Origin of the sequence: Seramator thermalis (assembly GCF_004138125.1) — a bacterium.
Taxonomy (GTDB): Bacteria; Bacteroidota; Bacteroidia; order Bacteroidales; family Dysgonomonadaceae; genus Seramator; species Seramator thermalis.
On record NZ_RXHS01000004.1, the window covers coordinates 54,010 to 80,444 of the forward strand.

Genomic DNA, 26,435 nt, shown 5'->3' on the forward strand with positions numbered 1-26,435 from the left:
TTACGAACAAAAAAGAATATTATTAACGAACAAAAAAAGGAGACTTTACTATGGCCGTTACTTATATGACCGAAGAAGGGTTTCGGAAGTTAAAGGAAGAATTGACTTACATGGAATCTGTGCAACGTCCCGAAATATCGCGACAAATAGCCGAAGCTCGCGACAAGGGTGATCTTTCGGAAAATGCCGAATATGACGCTGCAAAGGAGGCTCAAGGAATGCTCGAAGCTAAAATAGCCCAACTCAAAGGGTTGATCGCTTCAGCTCGTCTCATCGATGAAGATTCTATAGGAACAGATTTTGTGCAAATCATGAATAAGGTTACTATCCGAAATCTAAAAACGAAAAAGGATATGACCTATACTCTCGTTTCTGAAAGCGAAGCCGATCTAAAAAACGGCAAAATAGCCGTCAATACGCCGATTGCACAAGGTTTGCTTGGCAAAAAAGTGGGCGACGTGGTCGAAATACAAGTACCTTCCGGGATGTTGACATTCGAAATATTGGAAATCTCAATCTAAACAATGCAGCAAGTCATGGCAACCATTTTTACCAAAATTATCGAAGGAGAAATTCCTTGTTATAAAATTGCAGAAGATGAAAGGTTTTTCGCATTTCTCGATATCAATCCGATGTCGAAAGGGCATACGCTGGTCGTTCCAAAACAAGAAACTGACTATATATTCGATCTCGATGATACAACATTGAGCGAGATGATTATTTTTGCAAAAAAAATAGCTAAGGCCGTCGAAAATGCTGTTCCCTGCAACCGCGTGGGATTGATGGTGATCGGACTCGAAGTACCCCATGCCCACATTCATCTAATTCCTATTGAAAAAGAAGGCGATATGAACCTGGCAAATCCACGCGTGAAACTGACATCTCAGGAATTTGAAGAAATAGCCATGAATATTCGCAATAAGTTATAAAAAGAAGAGATTAGTTACAATAGATACCCGCCCCTAAATTGGTTTGAGAGAAGCAAATTTGCAGATAAACCAATTTAGGGGCTTTTTTTATCGAAAAAAATAAAGATAAATAAATTTCTAAAAACCTTTGTTCACCAAAAAATGTTTTACACTATAGTATAACTATCTTTACATTTATATTTGTCCGACGATCTGATTACGAAAAATATGAAGAAAATTAACACCAAAATAATAAGCAGTCGACAAATCAAGGTTCGAAAGGCTCAGCTCCAAGAAGAAATTCGAAATTTCGATACCAGCATATTCATAGATTTGGGCGAATTGGCAATCTTTACGGGTAAAGTAATCAAACAGTTCTTCAAACCTCCTTTCGAACATAAGGAAATAATCAAACAAGGGTTTCTGCTCGGTAACAAATCCCTTTCACTTGTCAGTGTAACGGGATTTATTATGGGCTTGGTACTCACTATGCAAATGAATCCCATTCTCACGGATTTTGGAGCTCAAACGTTGTTGCCCGGAGTCATCGCCATCGCAATGATACGAGAGTTGGGTCCTGTGATAACCGGACTTATCTGTGCCGGAAAAATAAGTTCGGGCATCGGTGCCGAAATTGCAGCTATGACCGTCACCGAGCAGATAGACGCAATGGAAGTGTCCGGAACCCGACCATTGGGGTTTGTCGTATCCACTCGAGTGCTGGCCTCCACCATTGTAGTTCCTATATTGGTAATCTTTGCCGATGCTTTTAGTTTTTTGGGAGCTTATCTGGCTATCAACATTTTTTCCGACATGAGTAGCACTTTATTTATAAACAATGCATTTGGCATGCTAAGTTTCAAAGATCTTATTCCGGCCACCGTTAAAACTTTCTTTTTTGGGTTCTTTATAGGTCTCATCGGTTGCTATAAGGGCTACAATGCCAAACTCGGTACCGAATCTGTCGGATACGCAGCAAACTCGGCCGTGGTTGCTTCATCACTCACTGTTTTCGTGATCGATCTCATTTTTGTTTTGATTATCAATATTTTGTAAAGTATGCGCATGGAAAAGGAAGAAGTGATCGTCGTAAAAAATTTGTATAAATCTTTTCTTGATAAAGTTATTCTTAACGGAATTGATTTAAAGCTCCATCGTGGCGAGAATTTGGGAATTATGGGGAAATCGGGTATCGGAAAATCGGTTTTGGCTAAATGTATTGTTAGGTTGATTGAACCCGATTCGGGAGAAATAAATGTGTTGGGAAAAGATGTACTTGCCTGCAACGATACAGAGCTCGACGACATTCGAAAAAAAGTGGGTTATCTGTTTCAGGGAGGAGCATTGTATGATTCGATGAGCGTACGCGAAAATCTGCTTTTCCCCATACGCCGAACTCAGTTTGTAGATAAAAAGCACGACTCGCAAGAGTTGGTAGAACGATCGCTTGCAAGTGTGGGGCTGCTCGACGTGATAGACAAGATGCCTTCGGAACTCTCAGGCGGAATGCGTAAAAGAGTTGCTTTGGCACGCACACTGATTCTTCGCCCCGAAATCATTCTGTATGATGAACCAACGACCGGCCTCGATGCTGTAACTTCCGGCGAAATTAGCGAATTGATAATCAAAATTCGTGAGGAGTATAACACTGCCTCCATCATTATTACTCATGACGTGAAATGTGCAAAAATTGCTACCGACCGCATAAGCATAATGGAAGACGGTGTTTTTATGGTCGAGGGAACTTATAACGAATTAGTTCATAGCGATCGGAAAGAGATCAGAGATTATTTTATTTGACGCATGAATAGAAATCAGTAACTAACAACTATAAAAAATAAACTCAATATGAAAAATCAAAGAAGAGCATTACGGTTAGGCATTTTTATCGCCGCAGCTCTCATACTATTCGTGGTAGCAGTGTATTTGATCGGCAGCCAGGAAAATCTGTTTTCATCCAACACCCAAATACGGGCGTCATTCAAAGATATTCGCGGACTGGTTGTGGGGAACAATGTCAGATTTGCCGGCATCAACGTGGGTACGGTTAACGATATCCGTATCGTCTCAGACACTTCTGTGGTGGTCACCATGTCGGTACGTGATCGTTATACCAAATATATCTATAGAAATTCTACCGTTCAGATTGGACAGGAAGGATTAATGGGCGGTAAAATTGTACTTATTTCTTCCGGCGATCCCAAAACGGGACGAGTGCAAAACGGGGATTTTTTGAGCGTTTCCGAAGGTCTCGATATTCAGGGGATGATTGCACAAGCGCAAATAATGCTCGAAGAAGCTACAGGAACCATTACCAATCTTCGATCAGTAACAGCCAAAATAGACAGTGGAAACGGGGATATTGCCCGTATGCTCAACGACGATTCACTCACCTCTCAGCTCAATATCGCCTCTCATAGTGTAAATAAATCTCTCCATCAGGTGAACCAGCTTATAAGTAAAGTCAATAATGGCCAAGGCGATTTGGGTAAATTGGTAAACGAGGATAAACTGACAACCGAAATAAACAACATTTTATCCGATTTAAATTCAACCATTTCTACTGCTGATTCCGTCGTGTACGAATTGCACAAGACCACTTACGCCTTAAATCATGGAGATGGTACCCTTCCGCGATTAATACACGACGAACAAATGGCATCGAATATCGACACGGCTATCACAAAAGTGGACGAAGGTATCGTCGAAATTACGAGAGCCGCCGAAACTGTAGCCAACAGTTGGATTTTCAGACTCTTTTCTAAAAACAAGAAGAAAGACGAAGAAGCAAAAAAGCAACCTGTTCAGCAATTCAGCGTGAGTGCAGGCGATACTGTCATCATAGATAGTACACGATCAGAAGTCAGAAAAAATATTAGTCCGAAATAAATTCTTTCAGAAGCCAATGTAAGTGGGGTTAGAAAAAACATAAATAAGGTTCGAAAATTTATCCCTGTTAATTTTCGAATTTTGAAACCTCAGAACTGCTCAAAGATATGAGTGTGGGGCAAATACTAAAAAAGACATCCCTCGAAATAATTTTTCGAGGGATGAAGAGTTTTGTTTGTTATTGCTTTGAGAGTTTTTTATGCCGGATGGATTGCTTCGGTAGGACAAACTTCTGCGCAAGTTCCACAATCGGTACATACGTCCGGATCAATCACATAAATATCTCCTTCGGAGATAGCGCTCACAGGACATTCGTCGATGCAAGTTCCGCAAGCAATACAATCTTCAGTAATTACGTAAGCCATAGTACAATAAAATGAATTTATAAAAATATATTGATTTTACTTTGAATTTATTGCGCAAAGATACGCAGTATTTTTTGAATGGCAATCCTTATTTTCGCGATATAATCAATTAATGATCGAAAAACCATCTTAATGCCATACCATATCTCAATCCGCGGATTCCATGAACACTTTTCCGATCTTTCTTTAAAAACTATTCGTCAATAGGCATGACCATCCGATTCGAGGTCTTGAAGGCTAAGTCGTTTTTTCTCCAAAGCTCTCCAAGCATAAAAAATGTAAGCCAATACAAAAGGAACGAGTAACGAAACAACAGCCATCACACTCAACGTAAATTCGCTTGAGGATGAGTTTTGAATTGTCAGCGAACTTTGCAGATCGTAACTCGATGGATAATAGGCCGTATTGTTAAAACCGGATACCAACAAAAGCATCGTCACGGTAACAACAGTTCCTATCCCTGCAAACCATATTCCCTTGCTGTACTTTGGCTTCAACAATGTTGCAATAATTCCATATAACACCGCTACAACTCCCAAAACAAAGAAGGCCATAATCACCGGCATTTCGATCAAATTATTCAGGTATTTCATCTTTTCCATAGATATAGCTCCTGTAGCCGGATCAACAGCATAACCTTCCGAAACTAATGTCCAGATAAGAAAGATCAAGAAAAAAACGACGAAAGGCAAACCGTTGTATAGAACATACTTCCGCGACCTTTCTTCCAACGCGGGATGATCGAGCCGATTAACTAAGAATAGAGCAGCAAGGGTTCGCGACAAAAATAATACGGCAAGCCCCAACATCCAGTTACGCAGATTAAACAAAGCCTCTAATCCATGTAATGGATTTTGCCATTGACTGATAACCGGACCTGCAGCTCCCAAACCCGCTATGTTACCCTTATTCACACTAAATTCGGAGCCGGTAAAAAATGTAGCTACAGCAACACCAAGTAAAAACGTACCCAAAACACCGTTGATGAATAAAAATACCTGATAGGTTTTCTTTCCAAGAAAATTTCCCGGCTTCGATTGAAACTCATACGAAACGGCTTGCATCGTGAAACAAAACAGCAAGAGCATCCAAACCCAATAGGCTCCTCCAAAACTCGTAGAATAGAATAATGGGAAGGATGCGAAAAATGCACCACCGAAGGTTACCAGAGTTGTGAATGTGTATTCCCATTTTTTACCGAAAGCATTCACCAGTAATCGTTTTTCATCATCACTCTTCGAAAGGGAAAACAACATCGATTGTCCCCCTTGCACGAAAAGTAAAAAAACCAGAAGTCCTCCGAGTAGCGAAATAATGAACCACCAGTAATGTTGAAGAAATGAATATGTAATCATAATATTGTCGTTTTAGTTGTTATCGTTATGCTTCAATGTTATTATCGGAATAATCCGGTCCTTTCTTAATTTGCTTGACCATAATCGTAACTTCGGCTATCAGCAGAACCGTGAATAGCAATGCGAACATTGCAAACGTAATTATTACTGAACTTGTTTCTAAACTCGATACAGCTGCATTTACCGGTAGGATGTCTTGGATTGTCCACGGTTGACGACCCACTTCAGCTACAATCCAACCAAACTGGCTGGCCAGATATGCCAAAGGCAAACTCCACAATGCAACATATTGAAGCCATTTGGTATTCTGAATTTTGTTTTTATGCTCGAAATACCACACTACGGCAAACATCAGAATGAAATAAAACCCGATGGCAACCATCAAATGAAAAGTATAAAAAGTGAGAGGTACGTTCGGCACCAAATCTTCCGGTTTATCGAGATATCCGTATCCAAAATAAGCGTAATTTTCTTCGAGTGTTTTCTGAAAATTGGCTGCATCGGCATCTCTCCCTTCCTTTTTGGCGATTTGATAATTGGCCAAAGCTTCGATAGCTTTTTGTCCTCGCTCTTTTTTCTCTTCAAAAGAAAGCGGAACTTCTCCACTCTTGGTCGGATAACCTCCTTCAACAATATCTTTGATGCCGGGAACAAAAGCATTGATATCACGATAACCCATCAATGACAACAATTTGGGTATCTCTATTTTGAAAATGTAAGGATCGACACCGTCATCAAACGATTTTTTTGCCGGATTTAACATGCCGATAGCTACCAGTCCTGCCCCATGTTTTCCTTCGTATAACCCTTCCATTGCAGCCAGTTTCATCGGTTGTTTTTGTGCTACCTGATAACCCGATCCGTCGCCGGTAACAGCCAATAAAACGAAAGATACGAGCCCAAAAATTGCCCCAACTTTGATGCTCTTAAGTGCAAAATCGACGTTGCGTTTTTTTATCAGATACCATCCTCCGATAGCAGTTACAAACGCAGCCCCGAGACCCCATCCCGAAAGCACAGAATGAAAAAACTTGTTGATGGCAACCGGAGAAGTCACAATAGCCCAGAAGTCGTACATCTCGTTACGAACAGTATCCGGATTAAATTTCATCCCGATCGGATATTGCATCCATGCGTTGGCAATCAGTATCCATAATGCCGACAATGTAGCCCCAATAATGGTAAGCCAGGTAGAAGCCAGATGAGTTTTCTTGCTCACTCTATTCCAACCGAAAAACATAATCGAAATAAATGTTGCTTCCAAAAAGAAAGCCACTATACCTTCGATAGCAAGCGGTGCTCCAAATATATCGCCAACAAACCAACTATAGTTTGACCAGTTAGTCCCGAATTGAAATTCGAGTATGATTCCGGTGGCAACACCGATGGCAAAATTGATACCGAAGATTTTTTGCCAAAATTTGGCCGTATGCTTCCATTTTTCATCTCCGGTACGTACATACACTGTTTCCATAATAGCCATGATGATACCCAGTCCGAGCGTTAAGGGCACAAAAAGCCAATGATAAGCCGCAGTCATGGCAAATTGTGCCCTTGACCAGTTAATTAACGATGTGCTTAATAGTTCCATAGATATGAATTTAAAATGTTATGAATGTTTGTTATTCCGTAATTTGATGCCTATTGAGCAGTTGGTCGGATACATAAGTAGCCTTTTCGTCCTCCGTGTTAAATTTAGAATCAAGATAATTAGGAGAAAAAAAGGGTTTAATGATGCCAAACATAAATATTAGTTTGAGAATAACCAATATCCACAATGTTTTCCCTAGCCACGTCATGTGCGTGAATCCGTCCCAAAACATCGCAAACCAATTAAATTTGGAAGTTTGTAGTTCTGTTTTCATACCAAATCACTTTTAAAACTGTTGATTAATAAAATGTTATTACTATCAAATTAAAATGTATATTCTGTATAAGGCAAATCGAGTGAATCCGCAACCCCTTTAAATACAATCTTTCCGTCCACTACATTCAGTCCGAATCTCAAATCCTGATACTTTCTACATGCTTCTTTCCATCCCAGTTCGGCAAGTTTGATAACGTAAGGAAGCGTTGCATTTGTCAGTGCTCGCGTCGATGTCATCGGCACTGCCCCCGGAATGTTTGCAACGCAATAGTGAAGTACTCCGTCCACTTCGTACACGGGATCGGTGTGCGTGGTTGGATGGGTGGTTTCGAAACATCCTCCCTGATCTACCGAAACGTCCACCATCACAGTGCCACGCTGCATTAGTTTAAGCATATCACGTGTGATCAGGTGAGGTGCTTTGGCTCCTACCGAAAGAGCTGCCCCTATCACCAGGTCGGCGGTTGGAAGCAGTTCGGAAATAGCGTATTTATTGGAATATTGAGCGACTACATTTGCCGGCATCACGTCGTCGAGATAACGAAGTCGATGCAGATTGATATCAAGAATGGTGACATTTGCACCAAGGCCTGCAGCCATGTATGCTGCTTGCGTTCCTACAACGCCACCTCCGATAATGACCACATTGGCCGGCCTGACACCGGGAACTCCCCCCAATAATATTCCTTTTCCGTTTTGTGGCTTCTCGAGATATTTTGCTCCTTGCTGTATAGACATACGTCCTGCAACTTCACTCATCGGTGTAAGCAGCGGTAGCGAACCGTCTTTTTCCATTACCGTTTCGTAGGCAATGCAGGTAGCACCACTTTTCATCATAGCTTCGGTTAATGTCTTGCTCGAAGCAAAATGAAAATAGGTGAACAATAATTGTCCTTTTCGTATCAAAGGGTATTCGCGTTCGATGGGTTCTTTTACTTTCACAATCATTTCAGCCGTTTGATAAACTTCTTCGATTGTGTCGAGCATAATTGCACCCGAAGATATGTAAGCCTCGTCAGAAAATTGACTGGCTGCACCTGCTCCTTTTTGCACGTACACTTGATGTCCGTATCTGTGCACCAATTCCATCACACCCGCCGGCGTCATGGCGACTCTACTCTCTTGTGATTTGATTTCGGTTGGAATTCCAATTTTCATAAAGTAATAAATTAAGTATATAATAGTTTATTAATAAAAGGTTTATGCTTGACCCATCCCTCCAATGGGCGGAAAAAAACCACCAGGCTGATTATTCAAGTGTATGATCCCATTGTTTTTTTCGAATTTGTCCACATTTTCTTTCAAAGCAAAGAGCAAACGCTTTGCGTGCTCGGGTGTGAGAATGATGCGTGATTTTACTTTTGCTTTCGGTACTCCGGGTACCACTCGAATAAAATCGACAACAAATTCGGATGAGGAATGCGATATGATTGCAAGATTGGAATAAATACCCTGAGCTACTTCTTCTGATAACTCTATCTGTATTTGATTTGATTCTTCAATGTTATTTTCCATTTTTATAAGAGTTTTGTGTGGTGAAACTAAAACCGGTACGTCAATAATTAATTCTGCCTGATCCCCAAAAAATAAAAAGGAACAAAAAGCTGCAATTAATTGTTATTTGTATATGTTTTTTCGATGTTGATTTAGACCCATTTCCACCGCGAGGGGAACACATCGAAAAAAACCGAATCGGTTTAAATGTTCAACATAGGAAACGGGCAAATTTTCATCACGTAAAAATAGAATAAAAAAATGAAATATCGTTTTTTTTGCTCCAATTTTCGAAAAGTATTTTAAATAGAGCTTCACAATTGACGGGTTATACGCTTTCATATTCACAATTTTAAATGCAAATGGGCTTCAAATGTCCAAAAAGTTTCGCATTCTAAGGATAAATTCTTATTTTTGCGGTAGATATTTAAACATCGAATTATTCATTCACAAATTAATTAATAAAGCAATGGTAAGTTATAAAGAATTAGGCCTTGTAAATTCAAGAGAAATTTTCAAAAAGGCCATTGAAGGGGGATACGCCATTCCTGCTTTCAATTTCAACAATATGGAACAATTGCAGGCTATTATCTCGGCATGTGTCGAGACAAAATCGCCCGTTATATTGCAAGTTTCCAGTGGTGCACGTAAATATGCCAACCAGACACTGCTACGTTATATGGCTCAGGGAGCCGTTCAATATGCAAAGGAATTAGGATATGAAATTCCCATCGTTCTTCACCTCGACCACGGCGATAGCTTGGAACTTTGCAAATCGTGCATCGAATATGGTTTTTCATCGGTAATGATTGATGGATCTCATCTTCCATATGAAGAAAATATTGCCCTCACAAAACAGGTTGTAGATTATGCACATCAATACGACGTCACGGTTGAAGGGGAGCTGGGCGTTTTGGCCGGAATCGAAGATGACGTGCAAGCCGAGCATCACACATATACCGAACCCGATCAAGTAGTGGATTTCGTTAGCCGTACGGGTGTAGATTCTTTGGCTATTTCGATCGGTACGTCACATGGCGCATTCAAGTTCACACCCGAACAGTGCACACGCGACGCCAATGGTCGTCTTGTTCCTCCTCCGCTGCGTTTCGATATTCTGAAGGAAATCGAAAAACGCATTCCCGGATTTCCAATTGTGCTACATGGCTCTTCGTCTGTTCCACAGGAATATGTCGATAAAATCAACAAATACGGTGGCAAGCTGAAAGATTCGATCGGTATTCCCGAAGAACAGTTGCGCGAAGCCGCCCGGTCGGCAGTTTGCAAAATCAATATCGACTCGGATGGTCGTCTTGCCATGACTGCTGCCATTCGTGAAGTACTTGCTACAAAACCCGAAGAATTCGATCCTCGTAAATATTTGGGACCGGCGCGTGAAGAGCTCAAAAAGCTTTACATGCATAAAACGCAAAATGTGCTGGGAAGTGCAGGAAAAGCTTAATCGAAGCAACAGTTTTTCAAAAGCACATTTTACTACTCACTTTTATATACATATTTATCACGAAAAATCCCCGATCATTATATGACGGGGATTTTTTTATTCATCGCTCATGTTAAATAGGTTGGCAGTGACGTTGTGATATGCAATTTTATAGCAGCAAAACATTCACTGCTTTATGGGTCGGTAAAGATGAACATTTTCACTAATGATGGTTTTGGGGATTGGTATTAAGTTGTCAGATCTTTATACCTTGAAATCGGCAGAAGACAAAATTGTACGAAACAAGAGTAGCAAAAGAAGGTTGAAAAAAAGAAAAACACAAAACTACTTTTCCTCTGATTGAGTGATCATTTGGAAAATCGACTAAAATAGAAATATAACATTTTTTCGATATCAATTGCATAGTTTTTGCAGGAAATAAAATGAAAGAAGTCTAATTGTCAAAAATTTAACCAACTATGATAAGCAAGAAGGATATCCAACAATTTAAGAAAATTGTCGGCAGTACAGACAAACCCATACTATCAGTGTACTGTAATGTTAATCCTGCGAATCCTGAAAATTATGGTAAGGGATGGTTTATCAGATTGAAAAATACCTTAAAAGAAATGGACGAGCTTGATATTCGATTGAAAAAGGGAAAAACTTTTTACGATGAGCTTGTGACTTTCATTGATCAAATTCAAACTGAAGCTCGTACATTGGCCCTATTTGCATGGATTAACGAAAAAGAAAAGTTGTCGATTGAGCATTTTGAGTTACAGGTAGATTTACCGATGGTAGATTTGGCGAGCGGGAGAATTGAGGCTCATTACGGAAAACCCTATTTACTACCTATTCTTTATGCTTTTGACAAATACCGCAGGATAGGAGTGTTGCATATTTGCGGCAGTAGATGGGGTTTTTACGAAATATTTTTGAATGAAATAAAAGAAATTACCGAAACTTTTGCTGAAATTACTCCGGAAGAATGGAAAGAATTTAATGAAAACGCCAAAATCATCGAGTCCGGCGTAATGAAGGAAAGAACTTTTAACGATAAATTGAAATTCAAGGATAGACAAAAGGCCAAACTTCAGACATTAACGCATAAGTTGTATAGAAGACTGGCCGAGATGATGGAAAAATCAGTTCATGAATTGGAAATTGAACGGTTGATTTTGATGGGAGACGATTGGCAGGTAAAATTATTTGAAAATTATCTGAATCGTCCTTTGCGTGAGTTGGTAATTGGTCATGCCTCCAATCCGCTATCTATTGAGAATCCTTCGTCAAAAGATATTTTGGATCGGGTTATTCCCATGTTGAGAGAAGCTGAGGATCGCGAAGAATTGCAGATAATAAATGAGGCAAAAAGCCCTCAAGGAATCTGCGGATTACAAAATGTGTTGGATGCTCTTCAAATGGGAAGACTGCAAATTTTAATTTTGCCATGGGATCTGCAGGCAAGGGTTTTCAAGTGTAATGACGGTTTAGTTTTTGCCACAAAAGAAGAAGCACTTGATTATGATAGCCCTTATGAAGAAGTTTCTATGAAAGAAGAAATATTCGAGATAGCGATGCAATATGCAACCCGCATAGAAGTTGTAAACGGTGCTTCAAAAGAAATTCTTTATAACGAATTGGAAGGAATTGCCGGTCTATTGCGTTGGTAAAACCGTTAATATAAATCTTATTAGATGGAAAAGAGTGTCCGAAACCGGCACTCTTTTTTTGATTATCCGGTATATCCTATCATTTATAACTAAACGAACCTAAATGAATTTTGGAGTACGATCACTTTCTATCCGGATTAGCAAAAAATTATGCTAACTATAATGACAAATCGAACAAAAAATCTTGCCTCAAAAAAAAGCGAAGCCGGAAAACGAAAGTAGGAAGAAAACTGCCGTTTCCCTCCTACTTAATTCTTCAAGCGATAAAGCTCAAACGACGATTCAATTGGCGTAGCTTTCTTTTACGAATGTTGCATTGGCCAAATAATCATAGCTTTCTTTCACACCTTCAAACGGAGTGCCTGAATAACGTTCGACTTCCACAACCAAGTATTTGGCTCCGGACTTGTCGATATTGGCAAAGATGTTTTCGAAATTAACTTTTCCGCTTTTACCCAATTCGGTCTCGTCCTTAATGTGCAAAATTTCGAAACGTCCGGGATATTGATTGAAATATGCAACCGGATCCTTACCACCTTCGCCTACCCAATAAACGTCCATCTGAAAAAATACTTTTGCCGGATCGGTATTCTGCAGGAAATAATCGTAAATAATTTGTCCGTCTATTTCCTTGAATTCAAAATTGTGATTGTGATATCCGAAGCGAATGCCTGCTGCATTACATTTTTCGCCAATCTGATTAAAATAATCGCAATAAGCCTTCAAGTCGTCCATCGTTTTAGGTTCGGGCATCCAGGGAAATACCATATACTTCATTCCGGCATCCTTATGTGCCTGAATGGCTGTGTCCCACCATTTCCAAACTTCATCCCAATTGATTTTCTTTACATTCTCGTCGAGTGGCCTTCCGACATGAGAGGAGAGAACAACCATTCCGGCATCCTCAATAGATTTTTTAAATTCCTGTGGCGTCAAGTCATAGAATTTTCCGTCGGCATAACCGGCCGCTTCGACGCCGGTGTAACCCATTTCGGCCACCTTAGCTATCGTTCCCGGATAATCGGCTTTGATGTCGTCACGAACCGAATAAAGCTGCAGATAAATTTCTTTCTTTACGGTTACCGAATCGGTAGCGTTTTCGGCTTTTTTCTGTCCCTGCTTACATCCTGTAAACAGTACTGTGCCTATAACTAAAGCGGCAAGAATAAATATCGATTGCTTTTTCATGATCTTTCTTGTTTTTAACTAACAAAGAGGCATACCTTATGAAAAGGTCTGCCTCTTTGATGTCTGGATTATAAAATTCTGATTTTGATGTTTCTGAACCATACATCGTTACCATGATCCTGCAAACCGATATACCCTTCGTGATTTTCGCCACCGGCATTGAGAAATTCGGGCCAGTCTTTGAATTTGCTGTCGGCCACCATTTTTTTCCAGTCGTCGGTCCATAAATGATATTCTACCACGTTTTCACCATTTTGCGAATGCACTACGGTACCTTGATAAACCATGATGCCTCCGGTGTTCCATTCGCCTGCCGGTTTAGCATTTTGAGGATTGGCAGGAACCAGATCGTACAACGATGCGGACTTGCGATTGCCATTTTTACCTAATTTGGCGTCGGGATGTCTTTCGTTATCCAAAATCTGATACTCGGGGGCCGATTCATAAATAGGTCTGCCGGGAATTTCCTGAGCCAGATAAAATACGCCACTGTTTCCACCAGGAGAAACTTTCCATTCGAAGGTGAGTTCAAAATCTTTGAATTTACGGTCGTAGATGATGTCACCGCCATCTTTGGCACCGGCTTCACCCATACCCGATCCATTAATCTTGATGGCTCCATCTTCGATAGTCCATGCCGTGGGCATATCCGTACGGTTGTATCCGCGCCAACCATTAAAACTGGTTCCATCAAACAACGTGATCCATTCTTCTTGTGGCTGTGCAACAGAGTCTGCAGCGGCTTCTGTTGTGTTTGCTTGTTTGTTGGCATTGCCACATGCCGTAAACATCATTGCAGACATAGCAATTAAACTTACTGAATAAAAAATCTTTTTCATAAAACTTTCATCCTTTTTTAATATTAAACTGAATATAATAAAAACTACAATCGGGAGGAAACTTGCGTTTCCTCACCGAATGTTTCAAGTATCTGTTAGGGCATTTCAGGCAGTTTCCATCCTTCACGGTAGTTGTGCTTGATAAGCTGTTGAGCATACTCATTGGCGTTGATCGGATCTGTCCATTTTTTATCGAACCGCGGATCACCGTCCACAATCTTAAACCCGTCCTCTACAATGGTACGAATCGTTGCATCGGCCGGAATATTAGTAAATCTCATGTTGGGTCCATCCCATTCCAGTTCTTGATTAAGAGACTGCAAACGAACAGCGAGCACGCCCATTACAACCATTTCGTTGAAAGGTCCTGCTTCGGAGAAGGGAGATGCAGTTTCTACCCTGTTTTCGGGGCTCTCTTTGCATGCGCGCACCCAATCCATCTCGTGAGAAAGGGTAACTTCGCGTTGCGTTTTCGGAGAATTAGGAACGCGTCCCGATACCAGCCAAGGATCTTTACCATAGCAACCACAAATGAGCGTGTCTTTTGTCCCATAGAAAATGCAAGCTCCACCGGCATCATTCAGATTTTTACCAGCTGGTACACCGGCCGGACGTTCAGGCTGGATACCTCCGTCATACCAATGCACTTCAACCTCGGGCATAGCTACTTTCGGCAAATTTTCACGAGCAGGAAAAACCAGTTTCACTTTCTGAGCCACAGGGGCGCTGTCGGTCAAGAGCATAGTCGAAGTTCCTTGCGCTTTGGTTGGATAGCCGAGTTTCAGACCTTTGAAAACGGGATGAAGAATATGGCAAGCCATATCTCCAAGAGCTCCTGTTCCGAAATCCCACCATCCGCGCCAATTCCACGGAGTGTAGATTTGGTTGAATGGACGCATCGGAGCCGGCCCGATAAATAGATCCCAATTCAATGTTTTGGGGATTGGATCAACTTTTGACGGACGGTTCAATCCCTGTGGCCAAATAGGTCGGTCGGTAAATGTTTCAACTTTGGTTACTTCACCGATTTGCCCGTCGTAAATCCAGTCGCAAATCTGACGAACTCCGGCACCTGACGAACCCTGATTACCCATTTGCGTGGCTACTTTGTATTTAGCAGCCAGTTTGGTAAGCAAGCGCGATTCGTAAACACTGTGAGTCAATGGTTTCTGCACATAAACATGTTTTCCCATGGTCATGGCATCGGCAGCAATTATTGCGTGGGTATGGTCGGAAGTTGCCACAACCACAGCGTCGATGCTTTTGCCCATTTCATCAAACATTTTGCGATAATCGTAGTATTTTTTTGCGTTTGGGAAATAGTCAAACACGCGTTTGCTGTATTTCCAATCAACGTCGGCCAATCCTACGATGTTTTGACTCTCGAGGTTTTTCAGGTTGGCAAAACCCATTCCTCCAACACCTACGCCGGCAATGTTTAACTTGTCGCTCGGTGCCGTATGACCCATACTTTTACCTAGTACCGATGACGGTACTACCGTTAGACCCGCAGCTGCTATCGCTCCGGTTTCTAAAAATTTTCTTCTTGAAATTTTTGATGACATAAGCTTTTGTAAATAAGATTAAAAAATCACATAACTGGTGTTTATCCTCTTGTTATTTCTTCTTTTTCTTTATCCCAATACATCCGTCGTCCTTCCAGGTAGGCTCTTGTGCCCATGTGCGCCGTAATTGCTTCTTCAAATCCGCGATCGATATTGCAGGATGGAGTAGCTCCGGTGCGAATGCATTGCAACCATTCTTTAAGATGGAGGAAGGTTGTGTTGTATCTTTTTCCTCCAATGAAAGAATACAACAATCCTCTTTCGGCAAAATATTTTTCCGTAGCAGTGGTAACGGCATCTACACTTCGTCCCGGAACATAGGTGTAGAAGGGTTCGCCGGGTTTTATTATTCCTTTGTCTATTTTTTCTCTATACTGATCAGACTGAGGGTCAACCGTAACGGTGAGAGTGCTTCCGACTTCCATCGTAGCATCGTGTCCCATGATTTTTCGGCTTCGGTTAAACTGGTTGGCTAATGTGGCTGAGTATAGCATCGTCAATCCACGATCGGTATATTCAAAAACCGTTTGCAAAACGTCCGGAACGGTGCGACCATCCTTAAAGAAGTAGATTCCGCCGGACGAGGAGGCCGACGAAGGGATGCCGAGTTTCAGTATTTGATTCATTGCATCGTATTCGTGAGTCAATAAATCGCCGCTCAACCCCGTGCTATAGTCCCACCAGCAACGCCAACGGAAAAATCGTTCGAGACTGAATTTATCCCGTGCTTCGGGTCCGACATAACCGGCAAGATTGGCCGAGGTCATATAATCGAGATATTCCTTAATACGTTCCGGATCTCCTTCGAATTGTTTCCAATCCACCGTTTTAGGGTTGGCATCAGGGTGAATGGGATATACCCACGCTCCGTTCGGGTCGTTGCGATTTGTACCGGTTTCAACAAGCGTGATTTTACCCAACAAATTTTTCTCGATGATTTGTCTCGCTCGTTCGTATGCTTCAATCTGACGATTTTGATGCCCTAATTGGAAAACGATTCCCGTTCTTTTGATCGTCTCCCGCAGCAAGTAGGTTTCGGGAACAGTCCACGTCATGGGTTTTTCTACATACACGTGCTTTCCTGCATTGGCTGCAGCCATTGCCATAGTTCCGTGCCAATGGTCGGGCGTTGCTATCACTACAGCATCCACATCCGGATCGGCAAGCAATTCTTGATAAGTGCGGTATTTTTTGGGAGGAGTACCCAATTTTCCATTCTTACCTTCTCTATGGATGTTGGAGCCTGCAGCTACTGCTTCTGTGGCATATGTATCGAAAATGTCGCATACGGCAACTATCTCAACGCGCAAATCTTCCTGTTCGACAAAATCCTTGTAGGCATTGTTTGAGGAATCTTTTTTTGATTGCTGAATAAGATCCTCAACAAATTCAGGAGTGGCAAAGCCCAGTCCCTGCATGAGTTGTTTACCGCGAATGCCAAATCCAATAAGGCCCAGACGGATAATTTTGTCATCTGCCGAAACAGCAGGCAAAGGAGCTACATCCGATTTGAAGCGGAACATCTCCGACGAAGCATTATATCTGACCTCACTTTTCCTTTTTTTGTAAACACCGTAAGCCATTGCACCCAATACCGGAACTGTGGCCAATGCTTTTATTGCATCACGACGTCCTTCCGATACAGGTTTCTTTTTGTTATCTTTATCTTCGGGTTTGGAGGAATTGGGATTAATATCTTTAGTATTGTCTTCCATTATGAACGTTGTGCTTTTGTGCTATTTTTTTTTAAAAAACGATCCAATCCGATGCATACCGAATTGGGAAATACCATCAGTACCAACAGGGCCGACATCATGATCAGATTTTTGTCAACCCACAGATATGAACCTTCGGCAGGCAATATATATGTAGCATTGATCAATGGCGGATGTGAAAGATAATAAAGAGCCAGAAAAAATATAGCCCCTATTTGCCCCACATTGGCAAACAAACCCAATATCAACGAAAGGCCGATAAGAATGAGGCCATATATATTCGCAAAATTGGCAATGGAAAGAAGTGTCGGGTTTTCGGCTATAGCCGTAAACAAAGACGCAAAAATGCCTTTCGAATCCATTAAATACCCATAAGCCGACCAATTTGGGGCAAAAACTTTTGATAATCCCTCATATAAAAAATACCATCCGATGAGGACGCGAAGTATAACCAGCAAGACGAGTTGTGTTTTAGTGTACTGCGATGTGTCCATTTCTTTATTTTCGATATTGGATCGATTACTTTTCGTTGTAGTCATTAAAAATATGGCCGTAAAAATAACAATTAAAATTTTAAAAACGAAATATTAAGCCAAAGAAAATGCCATCTTTGGTGAAATTTGACAGAATTACATTTTCATTCGGCACATTTTCACAGAATCGAATCCAACTGCTTTCTGAAAATAAAGATTGTCGAGAGCAATTCGTTTGGAAAAGAAAATTTACGCTTACACATGATGGGCTCCGTGATCAGAGAAATTCATCTAAAGGGTTCAAAAATTCATCGACACATATTCTACAAATCGACAAGGATATTTCCGATCGTTGTTTATTTGAAACTGATTTAGGTGAATTGATATTGCAGATAATCCATAATTGGCATTTGGAAATTCTCTATCGAACCCCACCTCGCTCCAGGTAATTTCTATAATTTTATCAATGGTTTCATTGTTCAGAAAAAAATTAATGAATAGCTTTCGCAAATACTTTCCAATGTCCCTCCGTCATTCGGTCGGGTGTAAACAGACAAACGCCGACAGCTCCGTTCTTCATGGACAGCTTGATGGCTTTACCAAGTTCTTCGGGCGTTAATCCATGGTTTTCGGGGTCGAGCTCAAGAGCTTTGTTAGCGGGATTAGGGCAAATAAATAAGCCACTGTAAACGATGCTTTTTCCTTTAACGGCTTTCGCTTCTTCTTTTGTCATTTTGCCCACCCAGTTGGCATCTTCAAGATAGAAATCGTTATAATTCATGGGATAAAAGGCATCCAAATTCCATTTATTCCATTCTTGACGTACGATTTTTTTTGCAATGGATGGTCCCGGAAATACGGCTGCCGATATTTTTTTCTCTTCTTTGTGCACGGCATCGGCCAGTCGGTTAACAATTCGGGTAATCTGGTCGTAGCGGAACTGTTTCCATTCGGGAACGACGGACGGATCTTTCACGCTACGGATGTCTATGCCGGTTTGTGCCTTGAAATGGGCAACGCACGAATCGCAATAACAATAATCGAATTGAGGATATTCGCGATCCATCACGAGGTTGTATTTTTTCCACAATCCACGCGCGAGAATGACGTCCGGAAAACGGATAAAATCCAAATGAATACCATCCACGTAAGGCACTTTGGCTATGTTAACATACAAATCCTCCAGAAACCGATAAACTCCTTCACGATCGGGACAAAGGAAAGTGTAATGTGCTACATAAGCCGGATGGGTGAGGGCAGATTCGCCCAATCCATTGACGGCGTACCACGACGAATCCAATTTATTGGAATAGGCCTGCACCATCGTCGGAATCCATGCATTGAATTCAAGTCCGGCTTCGTGAGCCAATTTTCCCACGCGTTCATAGGTGGCAGGATCATGTCCCCCATTGTACATTAGGGCATCAATTCCTTTGGATTTGAGATCGGCAAAATAGGTGGCGATTTCCTGATCGGTAGCTTTACCCGGGCCGCCTAACCACGCATGCACCGGTATTTTTTTTGCTTGAATGACAGCAGATACCGTCATCAGGGCGAAAAAGAGGATAAGCGTTTTTTTCATTTTCATAAATATTTGTTTGTGATGATAAAAAGTATTTGGCAATCGATTTTAATTGCTCTCAATCACTTGTCCTTCGTCGGTATAGAGTGAGATGGGACCGTCGAGCAATACGGCTACCACCGTGCCACGAGGATCGAGTGTGCTTTCGGGAATGTCGATATACACTATGCCGGGAACTTGGCTCCAATAAAGTTTCCCCAGAATTTGGCAATTCAATCGGGTGGCATTTCCTACTACCCACACGCGATTGATGGAATTTTTGAGCCCTTTGATTGCCAAAGGCCCATTAGGTTTGCCATTCATCAATAAATAGAGGATAGTCTTGTCCTGCGACAGCATCGAGGGACCGGCATAATGGAGGGTGGAGATTCCTTTTTGCCAATTGCCAACTAAAGGCATGTGCTTTTTCACCCATACATTGTCTTGTTGCAAATAATTGATGAATGACTGCGTCAAAGATATTTCTTCTTCGGGATTTTTGAGCTTCAGCGGTTCGGCAAAATCGATAGCGACGACTGTCATTACCGGATCCGCAGCATTTTTGGGTATCGAAATGGAGAATGTTCCTGCGATGTTTCCTTTTTTTATGATCGGTTTGGTTGCAGTACCCACAATGCGGACATTTTTTATTTCCGAATCGAGTCCTTTCACTCGAACCGGTTGATTGGGAAGATGATCGAGGTAAAGAAAAAGTGTTCGTCCGTTTTTACTCAAAGCCGTAGGCCCGAAAAAGTGTCCTTCAGGTATTCCTTTTCGCGTTCCATAAATAGCTTCCTGATGTTTAGAAGTCCATCGGGCGAAAGCTTTCAAAATATCGATTTCCTCTTGAGGCAAGGTTCCGTCTTCCCTCGGGCCAACGTCGAGAAGCAGATTGCCCCCCTTGCTGATGCAATCGACAAAAGTTCCTATCAGCTGAAAGGGCGTTTTGAAGTTATGATCGTTCGGCTGATATCCCCAACTGTCGTTCATGGTCATGCAAAGTTCCCAATAAGGATTTTCGGGCACGGTTACCGGAACACCTTGCTCGGGAGTTCCATAATCGCCATAGCCGGCCAAACGACTATTGATGATTGCATTGGGATTATGATCCAATATCTGTTTGCGCAAAGCGGGCGCTTTCCATTCGTCGGCATTATGTTCCCAATCGCCGTCGAACCAAAATAGGTCGGGATTATAGCGAGTGGAAAGTTCATTGACTTGTCCGAAATAGAATTTTACGAATTTTTCCCAACGATCGGGATCGTTTTGATAACGAACGCTGTCGCGTGTGAAAGCAGGATAGTCGTGATGCGACCAATCGATGAGGGAGTAGTAAAGTCCTACTTTCATATCGTTCTTTCGCAATGCATCCGCAAAGGGCTCTATCAGATCGCGACCCGCAGGTGAATTATCGACCACATTATAATGATCGGAATTGCCTTTCCACAAAGCCACTCCGTCGTGATGTTTGGAAGTGAGCACCGCATATCTTGCACCGGCAGCTTTGAAGAGTTTCACCCAATTTTCGGCATTGCATTTCGAAGCGGTGAACCCCTTCAGTTGTTTCATATAATCGGCGTAGGTGATGTAGCCGTTGTGAAACGACCACGATTCGTCTATTCCGTTCACGGCGTAGATGCCATAATGAACAAAAATGCCGAGCTTAGCGTCTTTGAACCATTCCATTTTCTTGTCCGTCTCTTCCTTTTTCTCCTGTGAAAAAACGGGAAGCGAAAGAAAAAGCAAAAGCGGAAGGAATCTGATTATTTTTTTCATAGCATATCGATAAATTACTTAATGACAACACTTTCAATTGCAGATCTCATCTCAAAAAATGAACAAATCCCCACATTTCCGGACGATGCATATCTACAACCCCTTGAGGCGACCATACCCAGTTTTCCTCCGACAATGGCTTGCCTGATACCGGATCTTTTTTCTTGACATATTTTCCGTTTTCAATGTTGGTATGCCATTCCACGCGACTGAAATTAACTCTCCATTGATCGCCGGCTGACGGTTTCCGATTGCCGTTCAATTCGGCAAGCACATCGAGGGGGAAAGCAATTTCTACATACCAGGCCTTGTCGGTATCCGACGGGTCGTTAAGAGTTCCGTCGATGTACACCGCCGATCGAAGACCTTTGGCATCGTAACCGTTAAGAGCAGGGCCTCCTTCGCGATAGGGTTTCACCAACAACAAATCCCAAATGGTATTCAGGGCATTTATTTCGAATTCGTAATATAATTGGGTATCTCCATCAGGATCGATAAAAACTTCGAAATCGTTGTCCCGAAAAATAACGGCATCCCGTTGGGTAATCGTTCCCTGAATATGCGGTTCTTCCAGCCAGGCGGCTACGTAAAAATAGTGATCGTCCCAAAGCATTTTTACCCGTGTATCGTAAACAGGTTTTGGAAAATCTTTTCCGCGAATATCTTGAAAAGATGCCGTCCAAGGGGCTTTCTCCCAACATTCGTCATCTAAGGTGCCGTCGATCTGTGGCGGTGTTACAGTGTAGTAACACTCATAACTCAAGGGAATACCCTTGGGCGAAGGATCAATGGCCGCGCAACTGCTCAGGAGCTGAAACAATGCAATAAAAATCAAATTCATTTTGCTCGTAATTAATCGCGGTTGATTCGGTCTTTGTGAACCAAAACGTTATCTACATAAATTTCTACGACATATCTCCCTTTGGGCAAATAATCGATATTGTATTCGAAAGTTCCTGATTTGAAATTGCTATATTCGTGGGTTTCCACAGGAACTTCGTCAGCGGTGAATTGCACCCGCAGTTTTTGTGGCTTTTTCAGAAAAGCATCCAGTTCCAATTTATCTTTCGTCCGTCTGGGATAGATGAAAAAGGCGTTTTGCGAAACGGCAGAATCCAATTTGGCTTCGGGAGCGGCCTTAAAAGCCAGGAATTGTCCGTTTCCGCAATCGCTGATGAAGTGATGCAGAATATTACCTTCCTCATCGAGTAATCGCAAATATCCGTATCCCTGCTCCGGTTCTGCCCAAAACTCAAGGCCATTGCCCCCAGTGTCAGTCAATTCGAATTCATACAATCCCGGCTTCAGGTGTATAGTGTCGGTATAGAGCATATCGGGTTTGCATTGTTGGGGGTTACGTTGATAAACCGTATCTTGCTTTTCGTTAATCATGAAGAGCCTGTTTTCTTCCGGTTTCTTGTTGGTTTTATACGCTACTACCAAATTCAAAGGAAGCGTTTTGAGTGACTTGAAAGTCGAAGTCATTCCATTATCGGCCTTCCATTGATCTTTTTTGCCGTTTGGTTTTGCCAATTCGACTTCAAAAACATTTTCCCCTTCGCCGAATTCGATGGGGCCGGGCAAAACAAGAGTGGTTTCTTCATAAAATCCCAAATAGCCTGTCCACCTATACGTTTTGCTTTTGAATCCTTTCGTTCCGTATTTGATCTCGACCTCTTTCAACGGTTCGCTCCCAACATTTCGGAATCGGATTACCGGCCGAAAGACGGAAGGATTGCGACGATTATAGAATTGCTTGTCGGTCGGGGCTTCTATTTCTTCCAGAGCGACATCATATCGATGATTGGGCTTTTTGTATTGGATGAGATAAGCGGTAATCGCCTCGCGTGCTTGTGCTTCTCCAACCGAATCCACGTAGGGCATCATGTTGATATCGATCATGCTTTCTTTCGGAAAAACCTTCACATCATAAATATCCGGATTTTGCAAATCACCCGGGCACCAATGTCCCCGATCGTAAACCCAGGTGCCGCCCTGCGGATAGAGCGGATTGCTGCCGCAATCTTTCCAAAGGTCCCTTCGGTCGATGACTTTACCGTTGAAAACGACTTCACGCCATCGACTGCAAAATTCGCTGCAACCGTCTGGGGGAGCAAATCCGTGACCGGTATGCTGAATACGTATCCTACCGAAAGCGGCTGCATCGGCAAAAGTAATGCCAACAGGCTTGAGATAGTTTTCGATAGGATCGTTTTGGTCTCCATAAGGGAATTGGCCTTTATAAAGTTCGGTAATGGAGAGAGGATCGGCAATGGCAGGACCGGTCTGTATCTTAAAATTCACCGTGAGAGCCCAACCAAGTTTGTCGGATTCATAGCCGCTATGGATATATTCGATTTCCACACTGTCGCGCAACAGAGAAGAAAAATCGGTAGCGTCCACTTCCCACGTAAAGCTCCAGTCCTTTGTAAAACTGCTACCATAGGGAGTGATTAAGCGACTCAGTTCGATATTGTGATCCTTCCCCGTTTTACCTCCCGTGCGACGGAGATTGATAAAATCCAGGTAGTCCCAGTGAGCAATGGCTGTAGAATCGGGATGAGCCAGGGTTACCTGCATGGTGATGCGGCGAATATTTTCTTTTGTCGTTGGGAAAACGCCCCAACCGACGAACGATTTTTTACCTTCTTTCATGTCGGTATTGATAAACACTTTCCGACGAGTGGTTATATTCAAAGTGTTTTGCGCAGATATTGGGTTAACAAAAATAGCCGAAATTATCAGTATCGCACATGATATGAAAATCGATCTTTTCATTGTTCTTAGTGAATTAAATTTTAACAAACGGCAACCCTATGGTTTCACGTTGCAAACTTAATCATTTTTCTTCTACCCTGTGAGATTTTTTGAACCGAAATAGGAATGTTCTGACTTTCAGGCAGGGATTCTCTTGTTGTCTTTGTCCGCAGGTCGCATACCTGCGGTTATGAAGGTTATTGCCTTTCAGGCAAAGATTAGCCGGTGAATTGAAAGCTTCCACTGCGAAGGTCTTTTCGGCTTGAAAAGCCGAATCTTCATAACCGCAGAATTCATTCTGCGGGGTGAATCGTCGGCAGAAACCTGCCCGGAAGGCAGGACTTTTATTCGCTACGAAGGCGCAAAGACGCGAAGTCGTCAGATTATCGGAATTCATCAGTAAATCGATAAATCATCAAATCAATCAATTGTACATTGTGCATTATCCATTATCCATTGATTGTTGGGGCGTTGCCCCAAACCCCACATTCTTTTTTGCCTTGATGCAAAAAAGTATGCAAAAAAAAATCAAGACTACATCTCCTCATCGACCCGATAGCTGCTTGTTCGCTAAAAGACAAATAACTCACCGCCTGACGGCGGCTCAAACAGCTTGTCTTTTGCCTGACGGCACGCTCCCTGCGCAGATCGGGTACCCCGATGATGAGATGAGGTCGGGAAAATAAGGGAGAGTGGATGAGTGTGAGAGAAGAAAAGAAGTTAGAAGTGAAGAAATATCATAACCCCTGCACTGCCTGGCGGCAGTGCTTGTCCCCTTATCTTAAGGGGACTGTTTAGATGGTGTAATTCCGTAATTGAGAATTAACAAGAAATAGAGAAATGGGAAGTAGAGAAATAAGAATTTTAAATTACGAATTTTCATTTCGTTTGTTCCTTTTCGCCGGAGTAGATATTTCTCGATGCAGCTGCAATAGTTCTGCCTTTCAGGCAAAGGCTAGGCGGTGAATTGAAGGCTTCCACTGCGAAGGTATTTCCGGCTTGAAAAGCCGAATTTTCATAACCGCAGAATTTATTCTGCGGGGTGAATCGGCTGCTCTCACCCTGCCTGAAAGGCAGAACTAATTATCCTTCAGAAAAAAAATGTTCCCTGTCCTTTTCCCCTGCATCCGCATTCACCTGTCCCTGCGAAAGCATTCGTCACTCGACAAACTGTAAGGCAAAACTCCCGAGAGAACGTCAACCGCAAATCAGAACTTTACCGCTGCCAGCATACTTCACCTCCTGCGGTTTGCCGTCAAAACCCACTTCTCCAAATTCCACCGCAGCCGAAACAATCAAAGTAACCTCCTCCGTTAAATCGTCGCGCAGCGATTCGTTCAACCCAACTTCAACCATTTGTCCTTCCCGAATATTCACGGCCGGAATCCATTCGCCGGTGAAGGTCCGGAAAATCCCGTTCAGCTTTTCGTTTGCGGGAACGTATTGTTTCAAATCTTCCCGATAAACCATATCCGATACACTACCCAGACTTATCGATATTCGGAAGAACGGTAATCGCCGAATATTCAGCAAATCGAACGATGTGTTGATGCGGGGAATATGCACGACCGCCCTCAAATGCTCCCTCTCTATTTCGACACCTGTCGACACCTTCAGTACCGAATTGAACGAATAGTTCCGGTTGAAATTAAAGCCGCTCAAAGCCTGACGGCAGGAAGAAAGCCGGATATTCCTCGTGCCGACCTCATTTTCGGCATCCGCCTTTTGAACAGCTTTAGCCAATGCATTTAACGATGAGGTAAGATTGTAGTCGGCAACCCGTTGCAATCCGCCAAAAGCATTTTTAACGCATGAGGCAAACCGCGTGCAACCCTTCCACTCGTTTTGCTGCAAACGCAACTTTTCGAATTTGGGAGAATTTTTAATCGTTTGCTTTGAAGCACCCCCTTTGCTTCTGACGATAATCTTATCGCTTCCCCGCCGTTTGTAGAAACTGAGTCCACCCACGTTCCCTTCAATTTCGAATCCGCCTTTAAGTACAGCCATAGCATGAATGTATTACGTATTGTATCGAATAGGACAAAGATAATAATAAATTGTCCGAAAATCAAGAATAAAACTGAAATAAAACATAGATAATACATATTTTAAAAAGTATGTATCAAATAAATGATATATAAGTATTATATATATTTAATATGAGTATAATCATAAACTAAAAAAACGGCTAAAGTAAGAACGAAATTCGATGAAAAAAAACGATTCCGGGACGAATAACGAGAGCGGAAAAAGTGAACCGGGTATCCAAAGACAAAAAAGAGGATATTGCCTTTCAGGCAAAGGCTGCCTTATTGCCGAAGGAAGCGACACATCGTTTTTCGGCATAGTTTTGGCTTGAAAAGCCGAATTTTCATAACCGCAGAATTCATTTTGCGGAGAAGAGAATCAACCGATATAATCTGCCTGAAAGGCAGAATAAATTCTCATTCATAATAACCTAACATCTATTATCATGTAAACTATATGATTATGATGAGGTAAGTGGTCCAGAACTAATTTAAAAAAACTTTATCTTTGTCCAAGCCAAATGAAGGCTTCGGTTCGA

24 protein-coding genes are annotated in these 26,435 nt (G+C 42.1%); 8 read left to right on the plus strand and 16 right to left on the minus strand.

From position 1 onward, the window contains the following. Window positions 1-50 precede the first annotated feature (50 nt). From greA to EJN84_RS04255, 5 genes are all read left to right on the plus strand, one after another. Window positions 51-521: a transcription elongation factor GreA gene (gene greA / locus EJN84_RS04235; RefSeq protein WP_129594261.1), complete on the plus strand. Its 471-nt coding sequence runs from the start codon at window positions 51-53 to the stop codon at window positions 519-521. 15 nt (window positions 522-536) lie between these two features. After that, window positions 537-929: an HIT family protein gene (locus EJN84_RS04240; RefSeq protein ID WP_129594262.1), complete on the plus strand. Its 393-nt coding sequence runs from the start codon at window positions 537-539 to the stop codon at window positions 927-929. Window positions 930-1,136: 207 nt separating this feature from the next. Further along, on the plus strand, window positions 1,137-1,964 hold the full coding sequence (locus EJN84_RS04245; protein ID WP_129594263.1) for an MlaE family ABC transporter permease: 828 nt from the start codon (window positions 1,137-1,139) through the stop codon (window positions 1,962-1,964). Window positions 1,965-1,973: 9 nt separating this feature from the next. Then, window positions 1,974-2,708, plus strand: coding sequence for an ABC transporter ATP-binding protein (locus tag EJN84_RS04250; protein WP_129594264.1), 735 nt, complete (start codon window positions 1,974-1,976; stop codon window positions 2,706-2,708). Between the two features lie 48 nt (window positions 2,709-2,756). Then, on the plus strand, window positions 2,757-3,797 hold the full coding sequence (locus EJN84_RS04255; protein WP_129594265.1) for an MlaD family protein: 1,041 nt from the start codon (window positions 2,757-2,759) through the stop codon (window positions 3,795-3,797). Between the two features lie 197 nt (window positions 3,798-3,994). On the opposite strand, the gene EJN84_RS04260 is transcribed toward EJN84_RS04255, so the two are convergent. The 6 genes from EJN84_RS04260 to EJN84_RS04285 form a co-directional block, all read right to left on the minus strand. After that, window positions 3,995-4,162 (minus strand): DUF362 domain-containing protein, encoded by a 168-nt coding sequence (locus EJN84_RS04260; protein WP_101487985.1) that lies wholly within the window; start codon window positions 4,160-4,162, stop codon window positions 3,995-3,997. 200 nt (window positions 4,163-4,362) lie between these two features. After that, a complete protein-coding gene (cydB, locus tag EJN84_RS04265) occupies window positions 4,363-5,517 on the minus strand; it encodes a cytochrome d ubiquinol oxidase subunit II (protein WP_129594266.1) in 1,155 nt (384 codons plus the stop codon). Window positions 5,518-5,542: 25 nt separating this feature from the next. Further along, entirely contained in the window at window positions 5,543-7,108 is a 1,566-nt protein-coding gene (locus EJN84_RS04270) for a cytochrome ubiquinol oxidase subunit I (protein ID WP_129594267.1), read from the minus strand. Window positions 7,109-7,139: 31 nt separating this feature from the next. Then, entirely contained in the window at window positions 7,140-7,382 is a 243-nt protein-coding gene (locus tag EJN84_RS04275) for a DUF4492 domain-containing protein (protein WP_238943922.1), read from the minus strand. Window positions 7,383-7,432: 50 nt separating this feature from the next. Further along, window positions 7,433-8,542, minus strand: a complete 1,110-nt coding sequence (gene ald, locus EJN84_RS04280) for an alanine dehydrogenase (protein ID WP_129594268.1) — start codon at window positions 8,540-8,542, stop codon at window positions 7,433-7,435. Between the two features lie 42 nt (window positions 8,543-8,584). Next, window positions 8,585-8,899, minus strand: a complete 315-nt coding sequence (locus tag EJN84_RS04285) for a DUF3467 domain-containing protein (protein ID WP_101487979.1) — start codon at window positions 8,897-8,899, stop codon at window positions 8,585-8,587. Window positions 8,900-9,347: 448 nt separating this feature from the next. Between EJN84_RS04285 and EJN84_RS04290 the strand changes: the two genes are divergently transcribed. Both EJN84_RS04290 and EJN84_RS04295 read left to right on the plus strand, forming a co-directional pair. Further along, window positions 9,348-10,340 carry a class II fructose-bisphosphate aldolase gene (locus EJN84_RS04290; protein ID WP_101487984.1) on the plus strand — a complete coding sequence of 331 codons (993 nt, stop codon included), beginning with the start codon at window positions 9,348-9,350 and terminating at the stop codon, window positions 10,338-10,340. A 458-nt stretch (window positions 10,341-10,798) separates the two neighbouring features. Then, a complete protein-coding gene (locus EJN84_RS04295; protein WP_129594269.1) occupies window positions 10,799-11,995 on the plus strand; it encodes a VLRF1 family aeRF1-type release factor in 1,197 nt (398 codons plus the stop codon). Window positions 11,996-12,277: 282 nt separating this feature from the next. On the opposite strand, the gene EJN84_RS04300 is transcribed toward EJN84_RS04295, so the two are convergent. The 10 genes from EJN84_RS04300 to EJN84_RS04345 form a co-directional block, all read right to left on the minus strand. Continuing rightward, a complete protein-coding gene (locus EJN84_RS04300; protein ID WP_129594270.1) occupies window positions 12,278-13,183 on the minus strand; it encodes a sugar phosphate isomerase/epimerase family protein in 906 nt (301 codons plus the stop codon). A gap of 68 nt (window positions 13,184-13,251) precedes the next feature. Beyond that, on the minus strand, window positions 13,252-14,022 hold the full coding sequence (locus tag EJN84_RS04305) for a 3-keto-disaccharide hydrolase (RefSeq protein WP_129594271.1): 771 nt from the start codon (window positions 14,020-14,022) through the stop codon (window positions 13,252-13,254). 95 nt (window positions 14,023-14,117) lie between these two features. Next, entirely contained in the window at window positions 14,118-15,587 is a 1,470-nt protein-coding gene (locus EJN84_RS04310; RefSeq protein ID WP_129594272.1) for a Gfo/Idh/MocA family protein, read from the minus strand. A gap of 41 nt (window positions 15,588-15,628) precedes the next feature. Further along, complete coding sequence (locus EJN84_RS04315; protein WP_129594273.1) at window positions 15,629-17,302, minus strand: Gfo/Idh/MocA family oxidoreductase; 1,674 nt, start codon at window positions 17,300-17,302, stop codon at window positions 15,629-15,631. After that, on the minus strand, window positions 17,302-17,796 hold the full coding sequence (locus tag EJN84_RS04320) for a DoxX family membrane protein (protein WP_129594274.1): 495 nt from the start codon (window positions 17,794-17,796) through the stop codon (window positions 17,302-17,304). The genes EJN84_RS04315 and EJN84_RS04320 overlap by 1 nt, the downstream gene beginning before the upstream one ends. Before the next feature lie 469 nt (window positions 17,797-18,265). Continuing rightward, a complete protein-coding gene (locus tag EJN84_RS04325; protein ID WP_129594275.1) occupies window positions 18,266-19,357 on the minus strand; it encodes a glycoside hydrolase family 10 protein in 1,092 nt (363 codons plus the stop codon). A gap of 48 nt (window positions 19,358-19,405) precedes the next feature. Beyond that, window positions 19,406-21,112, minus strand: a complete 1,707-nt coding sequence (locus EJN84_RS04330; protein WP_129594276.1) for an alpha-L-fucosidase — start codon at window positions 21,110-21,112, stop codon at window positions 19,406-19,408. A 46-nt stretch (window positions 21,113-21,158) separates the two neighbouring features. Continuing rightward, a complete protein-coding gene (locus tag EJN84_RS04335) occupies window positions 21,159-21,953 on the minus strand; it encodes a carbohydrate-binding family 9-like protein (protein ID WP_129594277.1) in 795 nt (264 codons plus the stop codon). 11 nt (window positions 21,954-21,964) lie between these two features. After that, the gene (locus EJN84_RS04340; protein WP_129594278.1) at window positions 21,965-23,890 is read right to left on the minus strand and encodes a peptide-N-glycosidase F-related protein; all 1,926 of its coding nucleotides are present in this window, start codon (window positions 23,888-23,890) and stop codon (window positions 21,965-21,967) included. Window positions 23,891-25,066: 1,176 nt separating this feature from the next. Beyond that, a complete protein-coding gene (locus tag EJN84_RS04345) occupies window positions 25,067-25,876 on the minus strand; it encodes a hypothetical protein (protein ID WP_129594279.1) in 810 nt (269 codons plus the stop codon). Window positions 25,877-26,078: 202 nt separating this feature from the next. Here EJN84_RS04345 and EJN84_RS12215 point away from each other — a divergent pair, with 202 nt between their 5' ends. Then, window positions 26,079-26,228: a hypothetical protein gene (locus tag EJN84_RS12215; RefSeq protein ID WP_165004074.1), complete on the plus strand. Its 150-nt coding sequence runs from the start codon at window positions 26,079-26,081 to the stop codon at window positions 26,226-26,228. Window positions 26,229-26,435 lie beyond the last annotated feature (207 nt).

What these genes read in the sequence shown, in the direction of transcription:
- greA (WP_129594261.1), top strand. Translation starts at nt 51, where the DNA reads ATGGCCGTTACTTATATGACCGAAGAAGGGTTTCGGAAGTTAAAGGAA.
- EJN84_RS04240 (WP_129594262.1), top strand. Translation starts at nt 537, where the DNA reads ATGGCAACCATTTTTACCAAAATTATCGAAGGAGAAATTCCTTGTTAT.
- EJN84_RS04245 (WP_129594263.1), top strand. Translation starts at nt 1,137, where the DNA reads ATGAAGAAAATTAACACCAAAATAATAAGCAGTCGACAAATCAAGGTT.
- EJN84_RS04250 (WP_129594264.1), top strand. Translation starts at nt 1,974, where the DNA reads ATGGAAAAGGAAGAAGTGATCGTCGTAAAAAATTTGTATAAATCTTTT.
- EJN84_RS04255 (WP_129594265.1), top strand. Translation starts at nt 2,757, where the DNA reads ATGAAAAATCAAAGAAGAGCATTACGGTTAGGCATTTTTATCGCCGCA.
- EJN84_RS04260 (WP_101487985.1), bottom strand. Translation starts at nt 4,162, where the DNA reads ATGGCTTACGTAATTACTGAAGATTGTATTGCTTGCGGAACTTGCATC.
- cydB (WP_129594266.1), bottom strand. Translation starts at nt 5,517, where the DNA reads ATGATTACATATTCATTTCTTCAACATTACTGGTGGTTCATTATTTCG.
- EJN84_RS04270 (WP_129594267.1), bottom strand. Translation starts at nt 7,108, where the DNA reads ATGGAACTATTAAGCACATCGTTAATTAACTGGTCAAGGGCACAATTT.
- EJN84_RS04275 (WP_238943922.1), bottom strand. Translation starts at nt 7,382, where the DNA reads ATGAAAACAGAACTACAAACTTCCAAATTTAATTGGTTTGCGATGTTT.
- ald (WP_129594268.1), bottom strand. Translation starts at nt 8,542, where the DNA reads ATGAAAATTGGAATTCCAACCGAAATCAAATCACAAGAGAGTAGAGTC.
- EJN84_RS04285 (WP_101487979.1), bottom strand. Translation starts at nt 8,899, where the DNA reads ATGGAAAATAACATTGAAGAATCAAATCAAATACAGATAGAGTTATCA.
- EJN84_RS04290 (WP_101487984.1), top strand. Translation starts at nt 9,348, where the DNA reads ATGGTAAGTTATAAAGAATTAGGCCTTGTAAATTCAAGAGAAATTTTC.
- EJN84_RS04295 (WP_129594269.1), top strand. Translation starts at nt 10,799, where the DNA reads ATGATAAGCAAGAAGGATATCCAACAATTTAAGAAAATTGTCGGCAGT.
- EJN84_RS04300 (WP_129594270.1), bottom strand. Translation starts at nt 13,183, where the DNA reads ATGAAAAAGCAATCGATATTTATTCTTGCCGCTTTAGTTATAGGCACA.
- EJN84_RS04305 (WP_129594271.1), bottom strand. Translation starts at nt 14,022, where the DNA reads ATGAAAAAGATTTTTTATTCAGTAAGTTTAATTGCTATGTCTGCAATG.
- EJN84_RS04310 (WP_129594272.1), bottom strand. Translation starts at nt 15,587, where the DNA reads ATGTCATCAAAAATTTCAAGAAGAAAATTTTTAGAAACCGGAGCGATA.
- EJN84_RS04315 (WP_129594273.1), bottom strand. Translation starts at nt 17,302, where the DNA reads ATGGAAGACAATACTAAAGATATTAATCCCAATTCCTCCAAACCCGAA.
- EJN84_RS04320 (WP_129594274.1), bottom strand. Translation starts at nt 17,796, where the DNA reads ATGGACACATCGCAGTACACTAAAACACAACTCGTCTTGCTGGTTATA.
- EJN84_RS04325 (WP_129594275.1), bottom strand. Translation starts at nt 19,357, where the DNA reads ATGAAAAAAACGCTTATCCTCTTTTTCGCCCTGATGACGGTATCTGCT.
- EJN84_RS04330 (WP_129594276.1), bottom strand. Translation starts at nt 21,112, where the DNA reads ATGAAAAAAATAATCAGATTCCTTCCGCTTTTGCTTTTTCTTTCGCTT.
- EJN84_RS04335 (WP_129594277.1), bottom strand. Translation starts at nt 21,953, where the DNA reads ATGAATTTGATTTTTATTGCATTGTTTCAGCTCCTGAGCAGTTGCGCG.
- EJN84_RS04340 (WP_129594278.1), bottom strand. Translation starts at nt 23,890, where the DNA reads ATGAAAAGATCGATTTTCATATCATGTGCGATACTGATAATTTCGGCT.
- EJN84_RS04345 (WP_129594279.1), bottom strand. Translation starts at nt 25,876, where the DNA reads ATGGCTGTACTTAAAGGCGGATTCGAAATTGAAGGGAACGTGGGTGGA.
- EJN84_RS12215 (WP_165004074.1), top strand. Translation starts at nt 26,079, where the DNA reads ATGAAAAAAAACGATTCCGGGACGAATAACGAGAGCGGAAAAAGTGAA.